Raw genomic sequence first — 14305 nt, 5'->3', positions numbered from 1 at the left:
CTGGAGAAATTTCGTTTCTGTTAATTTCATCACGGTAAATTTAATCGAAATAGAGTGGCTAAAAAGTAGCTAAACCCCTTGCAATGCGATGGAATAAGAGTAAAATTCCGGAGCTTTATTTTGGCACGAGACCCCAGACTGTTTAGTGAATAAATGGTTATTGGGGTTAATTTTATTTTTGAGAAAGCAAAGAGGACGACATGGTAACCATTCGTTTGGCACGTCACGGCGCTAAAAAGCGTCCATTTTATCAAATCGTAGTAGCGGACAGCCGCAACGCTGCAACTGGCCGTTTCATCGAGAAAGTAGGTTTCTTTAACCCTACTGCTCAAGGTCAGGAAGAAGGTCTGCGTCTGGATCTGGACCGTGTTAACCACTGGGTTAGCCAAGGTGCAGCTCTGTCTGACCGTGTAGCTAAGCTAGTTAAAGACGCTCAAAAAGCGGCTTAATTTAAACTAGTTAATGTCGATGAAAGGTGAAGAAACAGTGAGCAAGCAAGACGAAAAAGTTGTTGTTGGTAAGTTCGGTGGAACTTACGGCATTCGTGGCTGGCTGAAAGTTTTTTCCTATACAGACAACGCTGAAAGCCTGTTTGATTACAGCCCCTGGTTTGTAAACCAGAAGGGCGAGTGGGTTGAGTACAAAGTCGAAAGCTGGAAGCGCCATAACAAAGGTATGGTGGTGAAGCTGGAAGGTCTGGATATCCGCGAAGACGCGCATCTGTTGACCAACTTTGAAATTGCTATCGACCCGGCCGTCCTGCCAGAATTGTCAGAAGATGAATTCTACTGGCGCGAATTGTTTGGAATGCAAGTTGTAACCGACAAAGGTTATGACCTGGGTGTCGTGACCGACATGCTGGAGACAGGTTCCAACGATGTTTTGGTAGTGAAAGCCAATCTGAAAGATGCTTTTGGCCAAAAGGAACGATTAATTCCGTTCCTTGAAGAGCAAGTGATCAAACATATTGATCGCGAAGCTCGACGGATCGAAGTTGACTGGGATCCTGGATTTTAACTCCAAGTAACGGAGCGTTTGAGCTTGGCACTTACAACCAACGCTATGTGGGTCGGCGTAATTAGCCTGTTTCCCGAAATGTTCCGCAGTGTTACTGACTTTGGAGTAACAGGTCAAGCGGTTAAAAAAGGTCTCTTATCGGTTGAGACATGGAATCCTCGTGATTTCACTCATGATAAGCATCGAACAGTCGATGACCGACCTTACGGTGGTGGTCCTGGTATGTTGATGATGGTGCAGCCTTTGCGCGATGCCATTCACGCAGCCAAACAAGCCTCACCGGGTAAGACGAAAGTCATCTATCTCTCTCCTCAGGGTCGTAAACTCGACCAACGTGGAGTGGAAGAGCTGGCAACCAATCAGAATTTATTGCTGATTTGTGGCCGATATGAAGGGATAGATGAACGCATCATTGAATCTGAAGTTGACGAAGAATGGTCAATTGGAGATTTCGTGATGACGGGGGGAGAAATCCCGGCCATGACGTTAATTGATTCCGTATCGCGGTTTATCCCCGGGGTACTGGGTGACTTTGCGTCAGCAGAAGAAGACTCTTTTGCCAATGGCCTGTTGGATTGTCCTCACTATACTCGTCCTGAAGAGTTAGATGGAAAGCAGGTACCTGCGGTACTGAAATCCGGTAACCATCAGGATATTCGTCGCTGGCGATTAAAACAGTCGCTGGGCCGTACTTGGCTAAGAAGACCAGAGCTCCTGGAAAACCTAGCTCTGACTGACGAACAGGAACAATTACTTGCTGAATACATTAAAGAATTTCAGTCCAAGTAACCTAATTTATTGATATCAGTTTATTCTAGGAATTTTAAAAATGAGTAATATCATCAAAGCTCTTGAGCAAGAGCAAATGAAACAAGACCTGCCTAAATTTGCACCAGGTGACACTGTTGTTGTTCAAGTTAAGGTAAAAGAAGGTGAGCGTGAGCGTCTACAGGCTTTTGAAGGCGTTGTAATCGCAGTACGTAACCGTGGTCTGCACTCTGCTTTCACTGTACGTAAAATCTCTAACGGTGAAGGTGTTGAGCGTACGTTCCAAACACACTCTCCAATCGTTGATAGCATCGAAGTTAAACGCCGCGGTGCAGTACGTCGTGCCAAACTGTACTACCTACGTGAGCGTTCAGGTAAGTCTGCTCGTATCAAAGAGAAACTTGCTAAAAAGTAATGCTATAACTAGCGTTCTCATATTAAAAAGCGGAGCCAGTGAGCTCCGCTTTTTTTTTTGCTTTCTTTGTGAGCCAATGTCAGTAACAGTGGCTTAGACAAAGTGTCTGCTGGTGACTAATAGTTGTCTTCCGACCAGCCATCGCTGTCAGACATGTCTGGGGCGCCCGGAATGCTGTTCTCCTCATCGGCCCATTCACCAAAATCGATCATTTGGCATTTTTTGCTGCAGAAAGGGCGGTAAAGGCTCTGCTCATTCCAGACCACGTCGCTACCGCATTGCGGGCACTTAACTAGGGTCACTTTTTTATCGGACATGGGAAATTCCTGATTAACACACGTTGACCAATCATATCATATCGGCTTGGGCGTTAGGCATCGAGCTGGCTAATCCCGGGTTAGCCTGAAAACTAGCTGCACACCGCCAGTTCAAACTGGACATCTTCCGTGCAGGCCTGGCCGGTTTCGAAACAGATATACTTGATAGCAAAACGGTTCTTGTGACCGGAAATCATCGGATAGACACCGTATTCGAGCGGGATGTTTAAGCGCAGAATATTGGCACCTTCCGCATCGCTCTGGTAAAAGCCGGCAGTGGCTAATTTGGGTTGGAAGCGACCGGTTTCCCGGGCCAGCTGTAACCAGAGCTCTAATGCATCCGCTAACGGGAACAGGGAACTCATCCACTGATTGGCATCGTGAATTTTGCGCTCATTGTCGAGATGCAGCCAGTGATGCAGGGCTGGCAGGTCAAAGCAGCAGGCCCCGCCGGGTAAGTTAAAGCGCTGGCGAATTGCGGACAGGAAACGGTCTTCTTTTAGCGACTGGCCAAAGCGTTCTGCGCCCATCAGATTGGCGTGCACATTATCTATGTCGGCCAGCACTTTCTGTAACATTTGCTGATCGACACCGCTGACATTCAGCCAGTTTCGGTAAGTTAAGCGCTGTTTCTCGATGTCTTTCGCCAGTTCGCTTTTCAGCTGGATCTGATCGAATATTTCCAGCAGATCAAACAGAGAACGGAAAAACAGCAAGTGATGCGATGGGTCAGCAAATATTGCCGAGTTCTTGAGTTGATCGAGCAAGGCTTCAATCCGCAGGTAAATGCGGGTTTTCTCATTCAGCGGGTGTTCAAAGTGATGAGTGGTCATGTTGCTCTGGCTTTACTGATTACTGTTATTATTCTCACCCATTTGTCTGGCAAATAGCTAGGTACTTTTGATGTAATTCTGTGATTTGAGGCAAAAGTTTCTGGTTTTCTGTATCATTTTTAATCACATCGTCGGCAATGGCTAAACGTTGTTCACGCGACGCCTGGGATGCCAGAATCGCCTCAATCTGCTCGGCAGGTACTTGATCACGCTGACAGGCACGCTGGATCTGGGTCTGTTGGTCGACATCAACCACCAGTACCCGGTCCGCCAAAGACTGTAACTGATTTTCAACCAGTAAAGGGACTACCAACAACGCATAGGGAGAGCTCACCTGCTGCAGTTGGTCCTGCATTTCCCGGCGAATCATAGGGTGGAGCAGTGCGTTCAGCCACTGCTTTTGTTCCGGGTCTGAAAACACCAGTTGTCGCAAACGCGCGCGATCCAGCTGACCGTCAGCGAGTAGAATATCACTGCCAAAATGGTCACGGATGGCGGATAGCCCGGCACTGCCCGGCGCAACAACCTGACGCGCGACGACATCTGCATCGACGATATCGATGGCAAAATGCTGGTGAAACAGGTTGGCTACCGTGGTTTTGCCGCTGGCAATGCCGCCAGTCAGACCGATTACGAGTGTCATAGCGATTTCCTATCCCTTGTTGTTATTTATATTGTGCCAAGATACCAGTCCAGCATTGCCGGCCCCCAAATCAGGCTTATCCAGCCAGCAATGGCCAGATACGGGCCGAACGGGAAAGCGGCATCAATTCCTTGTTTCTGTAACCTGAGCTGAATCAGGCCAAATACCAGCCCCACCATCGATGAAAACAGAATGATCATCGGCAGATATTGCCAGCCGAGCCAGGCCCCCAGAGCGGCGAGCAACTTGAAATCGCCGTAACCCATACCTTCTTTGCCGGTCAGCAATTTGAAGCCCCAGTAAATACTCCATAGGAACAGGTAGCCGGCGATAGCACCATATACAGCTTCATGCAGTGATACAGGACCAATACCGGTAGCAGCCAGCATAATACCGGCCCAAAGTAAGGGCAGTGTCAGCTGATCCGGCAGTAACATGGTGTCCAGGTCAATAAAAGTGGCGGCAATCAAGGTGAAAGTGAAGGCTAATAAACACAAACTGTAGAAGCTGTAGCCAAACTTGATTACTACGACGGCGCACATTACGCCAGACAGCAGCTCTACCAGCGGATAGCGGATACTGATCGGCTGCTGGCAGTGATAGCAGCGTCCGCGCAGCATCAGCCAGCTAATCAGAGGGATATTATCGTACCAGCGTAACTGGCTGTGACAATGAGGGCAGCGAGAACGAGGCACGCTGATATTGAATTGCCCCTCGGGCGGCTCAATATGGTATTCAGGAAAACTTTCGGCACACTCCTGACGCCACGAACGCTCCATCATGATCGGTAGCCGATGGATGACGACGTTGAGAAAACTGCCGATGATCAGGCCGAATACACCGGCAAAACTGGCCAACAGCCAGGGGTGGTACTGCAATGCGTCCATATTTTACTCAATTGTGGCTTGAGGGAGTGCGAATGACTTTAAAAAAGTCGATGACTGATATTAACCTAACACACTCATTAAGTTAAAGATCGGCAGGTACATCGCGACAACTAATCCCCCCACCATGCCACCAAGCAGCACAATGATTATAGGTTCAATCATTTGGCCTAACTGTTCAACGGTACGATCAACTTCGGCTTCGTAAACATTGGCGATCTTATCCAGCATATCATCCAGCTTCCCGGACTCTTCTCCTATCATCATCATCTGGGTCAGCATATCGGGAAACGCGTCTGTCTGTTTTAGCGACAGCGACAAAGGCATACCGGCAGAAATATCCTGATAGGCGGCTTCCAGTGCTCGCTGGAAATAGAGGTTACCCACCGCCGATGTGGTATTGCGCAAGCTGTTTAAAATAGGGATACCCGCTTTACAACTGGTGGCCAGGCAGCGGCTGTATCTGGCCAGTGCCGCTTTGGTCTGGATTTGGCCGAATACCGGAATTTTAAGGCTCATTCGGGATACTGCCAATTGCATACGTGGAGAGTGGCCCCATAGCCAACGCAGTAACAAGGCGCTGAATACGCTAGTGCCGAGCAGCGTCAATGACCAATCTTGTAGCCAGTGCGATAGGTTGATCACCTGACGGGTAAACCAGGGCAGGTCCGCTCCAAAACCGCGAAACATGGATTCAAACTCCGGTATCACCCAGGTCAGCAGGATGTAGCTCACCGTTACAGCCACCAGTATGACCGAGGAGGGATAGATAAGCGCTTTAACCACTTTGGCTTTGATGGCGGCGCTTTTTTCCCGGTAGTGGGCTAACTGTTGCAGGGTCTCCGCCAGATTACCGGCCTGTTCTCCGGCCGACAGTAAATCGCAGTAGAGACTGTCAAACCAGTTCTGATGGGGACGAAATGAATCAGCGATCGGCACGCCGGCTTCAAGTGTGCGGCCCACTTCATACAGCAATGAGTGCATTTCTGCTTTGGCTTGGTTGGACCTGAGCAGCTTAATTGCCGGTAGCAAAGCTACGCCACTGCCAAGCAGAGTTGCGAGTTGTCGGGTAAACTGGGTAATGTCTTTAGCGCTGATGCTATGCAACAGCCGGGAGAAGATCGAAACTGCCTTTGGTTTAAGCTTTTTAACCTGGATGTGCTGTTTGGTCAGTTGCTCACGTACTTCCCGCTCACTGCGGGCCAGCTGTTGACCACGCACCGATTTACCACTGCGGCTGGTCCCCTGCCAATAGAAGCGTTTCAAGCGGATTTTACGCCGGGTTTGGTTTGATGTCATAGGCTGATTACCCGTTGCAGTTCCGCCAGGCTGGTCAACCCTTGCTGCAGTTTTTCCACCCCGGCCTGGTGTAAGCTCTGCATACCTTGCTGCATCGCGGTGGTGTGGATTTGCTGGCTGGAGGCACCGGACAAGATAGATTCCGCCAGTACCTGATTAAGTGACATCATCTCATACAAACCGGTGCGGCCGGCGTAGCCCTGATTACAGTGTGGACAGCCACTTGTGTTGGCCTGATAGATGGTTGACTGAGGCGACAGACCTAAGCTCTTGCACAGGCTTTCATTGAGTGGATGTGGCCGTTTGCAGTCGCACAGTTTGCGTACCAACCGCTGGGCAATAATCAGCGACAGCGACGCCGCCAGGTTGTAGCGGGCAATGCCCATGTTGGCCAGACGGATAATGGTATCGGCCGCGGAGTTAGTATGCAGTGTCGAGAGCACCAAGTGACCGGTCTGCGCCGCTTTAACCGCAATCTCCGCGGTTTCCAGATCGCGGATTTCACCGACCATCACCACATCCGGATCCTGGCGCAGAAAAGCCCGCAGCGCTTCGGCAAAGCCAAAGCCGATCTGCGGCGATACCTGAACCTGATTAACGCCATTAAGGCGGATTTCCACCGGGTCTTCCGCTGTGGCGATGTTAACGGCGGCCGTATTGAGTTGGCGCAAGCCACTGTAGAGCGAGACGGTCTTGCCGCTACCGGTGGGGCCGGTAAACAGGATCAGACCCTGAGGTTTATTGAGTGCGTGCAGGTAGCGTTTCTGTTGTTTGGCAGAGAAGCCAAGCTGGCTCAAATCCAGCGGCGTGGAGTCGCTGTCGAGTAAGCGCAGCACGATTTTTTCACCCCACAAGGTCGGTAAGGTAGACACCCGCATATCGGCTGAGAGGGTGTCATTAAGCTGGATTTTCAGTCGGCCATCTTGTGGCAAGCGCCGCTCGGCAATATCCAACTGAGCCAGAATTTTTAACCGCGCGGCCAGACGCCGGCTGAGCTGACTGGGAGGCTGGTGGGCTTCCAGCAGAATACCATCGCAGCGCAGCCGGATCCGGTATTCATGTTCAAAGGGCTCGAAATGAATATCGGACGCCCCTTTGCGGATCGCATCGAGCAACACTTGATTGATAAAGCGGCTGACCGGTGAGTCGTCCTGATATTGGTTGCTGGACTCTTGCAGCTCGTCGGCACTGATTTCAACCAGATCCGACAATTGATCCTGGTGGATATCGCGTACTGAGTTATCAGCGCTCTGCAGCGCCCGGCCATACAAGCGCCGTAATGCCGCTTGTAGCTGGTCTGACTCGGCGACCCTGAGCTCGATTTGTCGCCCGCTGGCAAAACGAAATTCCGCTTCCAGCTCACTGTCGCCGGGGTCTGCCACCGCCAGCAGCAGGCTGTTGTCATCGAGCCGCAGTGGCAACGCCTGGTGGCGCTGCAGCAGCTCACGCTGGCCGAGTTGCTTACATACGGCCGGGTAGTCAAACTGGTCGATCTGTACCCGTGGCACACAATAAAGCTGGCTGATCATCTCAGCCAGCTCACCGGCAGTAAACAGTCCCAGCGCCAAGATTACCTCGGCGCTGCTTTGCGGCTGCTGTTGCTGCCGTGCTAATAGCTGCTGTTGCTGAGCCGCTGTAATTCTCTCTGCCTGAGCCAGCAACTGCAGCAGATCACTAGGCATTAAGCGCAGGGATCTATTGAACTAGTGGTACTTGCTGCAGATACAAACTGACATTCCCAGCCAGAAGGACTTCGCTCATAGGATATTTTAGAACCGCTAAATACACTGCTGGAAACAAATGAAAACATAATAGTATCGTCTGCAGATATTGATAACGTGCCATATTTATTGGCATCACTATTGATACCAAGAGCGCTGCTTACCGCGGTATTTGCAGCGATTGTACCGTTTTCCTGGTAGTACAATTCAGCTGGAGTGATAATCGCCTTTAAAGTTGCTATTGCTGCTGTGGCCTGGCTTTTGGCGACATAGTCCTTATAGGCCGGAATCGCGATAGCAGACAGTATGCCAATAATGGCGACCACTATCATCAGTTCAATCAGGGTAAAGCCTCGGGCGGCGGAACGGGATGCAGACATAGATTTCTCCGGTAATAAAAATGTAATGTTTCCGGCAGAGTAAAAGTCGTTTAAGGGTGAACCAATGACAGGGTGTCGGGCTACCGAGTGGTAGAAAGAAAAGTCATGCTTGATTGCAGTAGGGTGCAGAAATGCTTCGAGCCAGCGCACAGCGCCGGCTCGAAGGCAGTATAGCTTGAGGTTATTGCCCCGGTTTAATCGCGAAAGCGCATCGACAAGTCCATGGCGCGGACATGTTTAGTCAGTGCACCGACTGAGATGTAATCGACACCGGTTTCAGCACACTGACGCAGCGTATCCAGGGTGATGTTGCCGGAGTTTTCCAGCGCAGCGCGTCCGGCGTTAATCGCGACCGCTTCACGCATCATCTCCAAGCTGAAGTTATCCAGCATAATAATATCGGCACCGGCATCGATCGCCTGCTGCAGCTCTTGCAGGCTCTCGGTTTCCACTTCCACCGGTTTACCCGGATTCAGCTGTTTGGCAGTCTCGATGGCCTGACGAATCCCACCACAGGCGATGATATGATTTTCTTTAATCAGGTAAGCGTCAAACACGCCAATACGGTGGTTGTAACCGCCGCCGCAGGCTACCGCATACTTGAGTGCACTGCGCAGTCCCGGCACAGTCTTACGGGTATCGAGCAGTTTGCAGTTGGTTCCTTCCAGTTTGGCGGCGTAACGGGCCGTTTCTGTCGCGCAGCCGGAAAGGGTCTGGATAAAGTTCATTGCATTTCGCTCACCGGTCAGCAGGATGCGTGACGGGCCGGATAAGGTACACAGTATCTGATTGGCGGTGACGTGATCGCCGTCTTGCACCTGCCAGTCGATGGTCACTTGACCACCGAGCTGACGAAACACTTCGTCTGCCCAGGCGCGGCCACAGAACACGCCGTCTTCACGGGTTATCAGAGTGGCGACATTGGTGGCATCCGCCGGGATCAGGCTGGCGGTAATGTCGGCGGCTGGATCCAGGGTTCCGCCCAGATCTTCGCGCAGAGTGTCGGCCACCATGCGGCGGATCTCTTCAGGAAGCTGTTGGCGTAAATAATCGAGACGTTGTTGGCTGTTGTGTGTGTCTTTCATCGCTAATCCAGATAACCGTGTTGAACCGACCGGCATAATACGCTGACTGCCGGTGAAATTCAGCCTTTATTCTCGCAATTCTGTGGCGAATAGATAAAATTTGCCTAACAGAAAAGCGATAGCAGGCAAACCGATGATTGATGATAAAGGCTGGTACAACGGCGCCCGTCGGGTGGAATCCCCCTATTACGATTTGAGGCCAGAGGGTGAAACCATTTCGCTGCTGGTGGTGCACAACATCAGCTTGCCACCGGGGCAGTTTGGCGGCAATTATATCGAACAGTTTTTTACCGGTCAGTTGAATGCTGATGAACATCCATTTTTTGCCGTGATCGCCAATATGAAAGTGTCGGCCCACTGCCTGATCCGCCGCGATGGTGAAGTGGTGCAGTTTGTGCCGTTTAACGCCAGAGCCTGGCATGCCGGAGCGTCCAGTTTTGCGGGCAGAGCGCGCTGCAACGACTATTCGCTTGGCATTGAGCTGGAAGGGAACGATTTTGTCGCCTATACCGACGCCCAGTATCAGGCGCTGGCGCAGTTAACCCGCCAATTGATGCAGCACTACCCGGCAATTACTCCGCCAAGAATCACCGGACATCAATATATTGCACCGCTGCGTAAATCGGATCCCGGGCTGGTGTTTGACTGGCGTTACTTTCGTAGCCTGATCGCTGACTGAGTCATCCTCTGGCTGAATTCGCTCAGAGGGCGTCGTGGTACTGTTGCAGAACTTGTTCAAGCCAGCTTTCGATGCGCTCATCACTGAGCTCGTACTGGGAATCCTCATCCAGCGCCAGGCCGACAAACTGACTACCGTCTTCGGTCAGTGCCTTAGAGGCATCAAACTGATAACCCTGGTTCGGCCAGTAACCAATGATATTGGCGCCGCGTTGTTTAACCTGATCATGCAGCAAGCCCATCGCATCCAGATACCATTCGCCGTAGCCTTCCTGATCACCCAGACCAAACAGGGCCACGTATTTGCCCTGCAGCGACAGTGAACCTATGCTGTCCCAGATCGCCAGCCAGTCTTCCTGGATCTCACCAAAATCCCAGGTTGAAATGCCAAGGATCAGAAGATCGTAATCTGCCATCAGGCTGAGCGGTGATTCTTTGACATTGTGCAGATCAACCAGATCCGCGCCGAGAATAGCCTGCATTTTTTCGGCCGTCATTTCGGTGTAGCAAGTGGTGGAGCCATAGAATAAGCCGATCTTCATAAGGATTTACTTCGCTAATTGGAACTAGGGATGAGGATTTTAACCATAAACTGGCCAGCTTTGCAGCGAATATCCTGATGAATCGGTAAAAACACTAGTAATAGGCTGATCGCTGCCGTAAATTGAACAAAATTTCTCACTGAGGTTAGGTTCCCTGTGTCTAACATGTTGTCACCCGACCACGGTTTGGTTGAGCAATTTCTGGATGCCATGTGGATGGAACGTGGTCTGTCGGAAAATACTCTGGCATCTTATCGTAATGATCTGAATAAGTTGCTGGGCTGGATGCAGCCGCAGCAGTTCAGACTGGATTTTATCAGCGCCGGTGGCCTGCAGGATTATCAGGCCTGGTTGCTGGATCAAGGCTATAAGCAGACATCGCGGGCGCGGATGCTGTCGGCGATCCGCCGCCTGTTCCAGTACCTGCATCGGGAGAAAGTACGCGCAGATGATCCCAGTGCGTTACTGATCAGCCCCAAACTGCCACAGCGTTTGCCGAAAGATCTCTCAGAACAGCAGGTCGAGGCGCTGCTGGATGCACCGGATGTCTCAGATGCAATGCAGCTGCGTGATAAGGCCATGCTAGAATTACTGTATGCGACCGGATTACGGGTGACTGAGCTGGTCAGTCTGACGATGGAAAATCTCAGCCTGCGACAGGGGGTGGTGCGGGTTACCGGTAAAGGTGGAAAAGAGCGATTGGTTCCAATGGGAGAAAATGCCGTTGATTGGATTGAAACTTTTTTCCAGCAGGGGCGGTCTGAGCTACTAGGAGATAAAAGTTCTGATGTGGTATTTCCCAGTAAGCGTGCTCGGCAAATGACCCGGCAGACTTTCTGGCATCGGATCAAGCACTATGCCGCACTGGCGGGTATCGACAGTGAGCTGCTGTCACCTCACGTGCTGCGCCATGCATTTGCTACCCATCTGCTCAATTATGGTGCCGACCTTAGAGTGGTACAGATGTTGTTAGGCCATAGTGACTTATCCACCACGCAAATTTATACTCATGTCGCGACCGAGAGGTTAAAACAAATTCATAGCGAGCACCATCCCAGGGCTTGAAAATAAAGGTGATTTTAATGCGTGTATTACGCCGTTTTCCGTTACTGCTGTTGCCATTTTTTGTTTCAGCATGCTATGCAGAATCCACCCCTGATGTTGCACAAAACAGTCAGGAGCAGGCGAAAGCTGCTATAACCATCGATCAGGCTGCATTTGAGCAGCGCTTTGCTCCATTGGGGCTGACCATCACTGAGATTGTGCCGTCGGATATCGACGGTCTGGTGGAAGTACGTACTTCTGGTGGCGTGTTGTTCGCCTCTCCGGACGGCGATTTCTTTATTGCGGGTACCCTGTATAGCATCGATGCCGATGGCCGTTACGAAGATGTGCTGGCTAAGCGTCAGGCTCCGATCAATGCCGAGAAAGTGGCGGCTCGTTCAGAGGATATGATTGAATTTAAGGCAGAGAACGAAAAATATGCCGTGACTGTCTTTACCGATATCACCTGCGGCTATTGTGTTCGCCTGCATAGCCAGATGGAAGAATACAATCAGCTGGGTATTACCGTTCGTTACCTGGCTTACCCTCGCCAAGGGCCAACCGGACCGGTAGCCGAGCAAATGGCGGCGATCTGGTGTGCTGATGACCGGGCCAAGGCGCTAGGCCTGGCCAAGGCTAAGCGGGAAATTCCGGAGAAAAACGGCAAGTTTGCCCAGTGCCAGCAAGTGATCCAGGATGATTACAACCTCGGCCGCGAGCTGGGCATCAGCGGCACGCCTGCGATCGTGATGCCAAACGGTGAAATGTTAGGTGGCTACCTGCCACCGGCTGAATTGCTGAAACAACTACAACGAATCTAATACTTTATTACGGGCCTCAAATCGAGGCCCGATTTATCCGGGCTTATGATAGAAATTCAACGTCGACCGGAAGCCGATGTATCCCTGCTTCCCGAATCCATTCATCCCATTCTGAAACGAATTTATATTAATCGTGGTGTGCAATCGCTGGCGCAGCTGGAAAAATCGGCACGGGCAATGCACTCCTATCAGCAGCTCGGCGGCATTGATGCTGCGGTCGCTATGCTGTTTGAGGCGATTCGTCATAATCGGCGCATCATCGTCGTCGGAGATTTTGATGCCGATGGCGCGACCAGCTCTGCGTTGTCGGTGTTGGCTCTGCGGATGTTAGGCAGTGGTAACGTCGATTACCTGGTGCCGAACCGGTTTGAAGATGGCTATGGCCTCAGTCCGGAAGTGGTGGATCAGGCGCTGCAGGTTGGCGCAGAACTGATCATGACCGTCGACAACGGCGTCTCTTCGATTGAAGGGGTGCGCTACGCCAAACAGCACGGGCTGAAAGTCCTGGTTACCGACCACCACCTGCCGGGTAACCAACTGCCGGATGCCGATGCTATGGTCAACCCCAACCTGGCAGACTGTCCTTTTCCTTCCAAAGCGTTAGCCGGAGTTGGCGTGGCCTTCTATCTGATGATGGCGCTGTGCGTAAAAATGCGCCAGTCCGGTTGGTTTGCCGAGCAGGGCATGGCGGAACCCAAACTGATGGAGCTGATCGATCTGGTGGCGCTTGGCACGGTGGCAGACGTAGTGCCGCTGGATGAAAACAACCGGATTCTGGTCCATCAGGGACTGCAGCGGATCCGTGCCGGCAAAGCCCGGCCTGGTATCCAGGCCCTGATTGAAATCGCTAAGCGCGATGCCCGCCGCCTGGTGGCGGCTGATTTTGGCTTTGCGCTCGGGCCAAGAATCAATGCTGCCGGACGACTGGACGATATGTCGTTTGGGGTTGAGCTGCTGATGTGCAATAACATCCATGCCGCGCGGCGAATGGCCAGTGAACTTGATGGCTTGAACCAGACCAGGAAAGAGATCGAAGAGGGCATGAAGCAGGAAGCGATGGCAATCTGTGAGCGGCTGCAGTTGGGGCAGGACAGCGAGTTGCCTTTTGGCCTGGCACTGTTTCAGCGCGACTGGCATCAGGGCGTGATCGGCATTCTGGCCTCACGAATTAAAGATAAGTTCCACCGGCCGGTAGTCGCTTTTGCCGATGGCGGTGATGGTCTGATCAAAGGGTCCTGCCGCTCCGTGGCCGGGCTGCATATGCGCGATGCGCTGGATAGAATCGACACCCAGAATCCCGGCTTGATCCTCAAATTTGGCGGCCACGCGATGGCGGCGGGGCTGACGATCAAAGAAGCCGATTTTTCCACCTTCGCCGGTTTATTTGACCAGGTGGTCAAACAGGAGTTGGACTCGTCCGCGTTGAAAGGCGTTATCTTATCTGACGGTGAACTATTGCCTGAAGAATATTCCATGCATATTGCAGAATTGCTGCGTGCGGGTGGCCCTTGGGGACAGGCCTTCCCAGAACCGGTATTTGATGGTGAGTTTAAACTGTTGCACCAGAAGCTGGTGGGTGAAAAACACCTCAAGTTGATGTTGGAACCGCTGTATAAAGGCCATCCCACCAACATTATGCTCGACGGCATTGCATTTAATGTCGACCTGCGCCGCTGGCCGGATGCATCAGTTAAGACGGTACGCCTGGCTTATCGACTCGATATTAATGAGTTTCGTGGCAATCAGTCGCTGCAACTGATGGTCGAACATCTGGAAGCCAAATAAGTAATTTTTTACCAGAGTGGATTGGTGCGGCTAATCCACTCACTTCCCTTTTCCTCCCTACGGACTTAGTTTT

General features: G+C 51.6%; 17 protein-coding genes. 8 read left to right on the top strand and 9 right to left on the bottom strand.

Features of this window, described 5'->3' with window-relative positions; genetic code table 11:
* The first annotated feature begins 200 nt into the window (after positions 1–200).
* The 4 genes from rpsP to rplS are packed head-to-tail and all read left to right on the top strand — an operon-like array spanning position 201 to position 2200.
* A complete protein-coding gene (gene rpsP / locus ACQY6F_RS00795) occupies positions 201–449 on the top strand; it encodes a 30S ribosomal protein S16 (protein WP_428771472.1) in 249 nt (82 codons plus the stop codon).
* Positions 450–462: 13 nt separating this feature from the next.
* Positions 463–1017, top strand: a complete 555-nt coding sequence (gene rimM, locus ACQY6F_RS00790; RefSeq protein ID WP_428771470.1) for a ribosome maturation factor RimM — start codon at positions 463–465, stop codon at positions 1015–1017.
* A gap of 45 nt (positions 1018–1062) precedes the next feature.
* The gene (trmD, locus tag ACQY6F_RS00785; protein ID WP_428771524.1) at positions 1063–1806 is read left to right on the top strand and encodes a tRNA (guanosine(37)-N1)-methyltransferase TrmD; all 744 of its coding nucleotides are present in this window, start codon (positions 1063–1065) and stop codon (positions 1804–1806) included.
* A gap of 40 nt (positions 1807–1846) precedes the next feature.
* On the top strand, positions 1847–2200 hold the full coding sequence (gene rplS / locus ACQY6F_RS00780) for a 50S ribosomal protein L19 (protein WP_428771468.1): 354 nt from the start codon (positions 1847–1849) through the stop codon (positions 2198–2200).
* Positions 2201–2316: 116 nt separating this feature from the next.
* On the opposite strand, the gene yacG is transcribed toward rplS, so the two are convergent.
* The 8 genes from yacG to nadC all read right to left on the bottom strand — a co-directional run bounded on the left by yacG (position 2317) and on the right by nadC (position 9362).
* A complete protein-coding gene (gene yacG, locus ACQY6F_RS00775) occupies positions 2317–2517 on the bottom strand; it encodes a DNA gyrase inhibitor YacG (RefSeq protein WP_428771466.1) in 201 nt (66 codons plus the stop codon).
* Between the two features lie 92 nt (positions 2518–2609).
* Entirely contained in the window at positions 2610–3350 is a 741-nt protein-coding gene (zapD, locus tag ACQY6F_RS00770; protein ID WP_428771464.1) for a cell division protein ZapD, read from the bottom strand.
* Positions 3351–3384: 34 nt separating this feature from the next.
* The gene (coaE, locus tag ACQY6F_RS00765) at positions 3385–3993 is read right to left on the bottom strand and encodes a dephospho-CoA kinase (protein WP_428771462.1); all 609 of its coding nucleotides are present in this window, start codon (positions 3991–3993) and stop codon (positions 3385–3387) included.
* 26 nt (positions 3994–4019) lie between these two features.
* A complete protein-coding gene (locus ACQY6F_RS00760) occupies positions 4020–4880 on the bottom strand; it encodes a prepilin peptidase (protein ID WP_428771460.1) in 861 nt (286 codons plus the stop codon).
* Positions 4881–4940: 60 nt separating this feature from the next.
* A complete protein-coding gene (locus tag ACQY6F_RS00755; RefSeq protein WP_428771458.1) occupies positions 4941–6176 on the bottom strand; it encodes a type II secretion system F family protein in 1236 nt (411 codons plus the stop codon).
* A complete protein-coding gene (pilB, locus tag ACQY6F_RS00750) occupies positions 6173–7858 on the bottom strand; it encodes a type IV-A pilus assembly ATPase PilB (protein WP_428771456.1) in 1686 nt (561 codons plus the stop codon). The genes ACQY6F_RS00755 and pilB overlap by 4 nt, the downstream gene beginning before the upstream one ends.
* Positions 7858–8277, bottom strand: a complete 420-nt coding sequence (locus ACQY6F_RS00745; protein ID WP_428771454.1) for a type IV pilin protein — start codon at positions 8275–8277, stop codon at positions 7858–7860. Before ACQY6F_RS00745 ends, pilB begins: the two co-directional genes overlap by 1 nt.
* Positions 8278–8471: 194 nt before the next feature.
* Positions 8472–9362 carry a carboxylating nicotinate-nucleotide diphosphorylase gene (nadC, locus tag ACQY6F_RS00740; protein ID WP_428771452.1) on the bottom strand — a complete coding sequence of 297 codons (891 nt, stop codon included), beginning with the start codon at positions 9360–9362 and terminating at the stop codon, positions 8472–8474.
* A 133-nt stretch (positions 9363–9495) separates the two neighbouring features.
* Here nadC and ampD point away from each other — a divergent pair, with 133 nt between their 5' ends.
* Positions 9496–10041, top strand: coding sequence for a 1,6-anhydro-N-acetylmuramyl-L-alanine amidase AmpD (ampD, locus tag ACQY6F_RS00735; protein ID WP_428771450.1), 546 nt, complete (start codon positions 9496–9498; stop codon positions 10039–10041).
* A 22-nt stretch (positions 10042–10063) separates the two neighbouring features.
* Here the strand turns inward: ampD and fldB are convergent, their stop codons facing one another.
* The gene (gene fldB / locus ACQY6F_RS00730) at positions 10064–10582 is read right to left on the bottom strand and encodes a flavodoxin FldB (RefSeq protein WP_428771448.1); all 519 of its coding nucleotides are present in this window, start codon (positions 10580–10582) and stop codon (positions 10064–10066) included.
* A gap of 165 nt (positions 10583–10747) precedes the next feature.
* On the opposite strand from fldB, the gene xerD reads away from it, so the two are divergent.
* The 3 genes from xerD to recJ are packed head-to-tail and all read left to right on the top strand — an operon-like array spanning position 10748 to position 14232.
* Positions 10748–11647: a site-specific tyrosine recombinase XerD gene (xerD, locus tag ACQY6F_RS00725; RefSeq protein WP_428771522.1), complete on the top strand. Its 900-nt coding sequence runs from the start codon at positions 10748–10750 to the stop codon at positions 11645–11647.
* Between the two features lie 17 nt (positions 11648–11664).
* A complete protein-coding gene (locus ACQY6F_RS00720) occupies positions 11665–12447 on the top strand; it encodes a thioredoxin fold domain-containing protein (protein WP_428771446.1) in 783 nt (260 codons plus the stop codon).
* A gap of 45 nt (positions 12448–12492) precedes the next feature.
* Positions 12493–14232 (top strand): single-stranded-DNA-specific exonuclease RecJ, encoded by a 1740-nt coding sequence (gene recJ / locus ACQY6F_RS00715; RefSeq protein WP_428771444.1) that lies wholly within the window; start codon positions 12493–12495, stop codon positions 14230–14232.
* The last annotated feature ends 73 nt before the right edge of the window (positions 14233–14305 follow it).

The sequence above is a fragment of the Vibrio sp. genome (assembly GCF_050299255.1).
Lineage (GTDB): Bacteria > Pseudomonadota > Gammaproteobacteria > Enterobacterales > Vibrionaceae > Vibrio.
The sequence above is the reverse complement of the archived record's forward strand: the minus strand, read 5'-3'. Positions and strand labels throughout refer to the sequence as shown.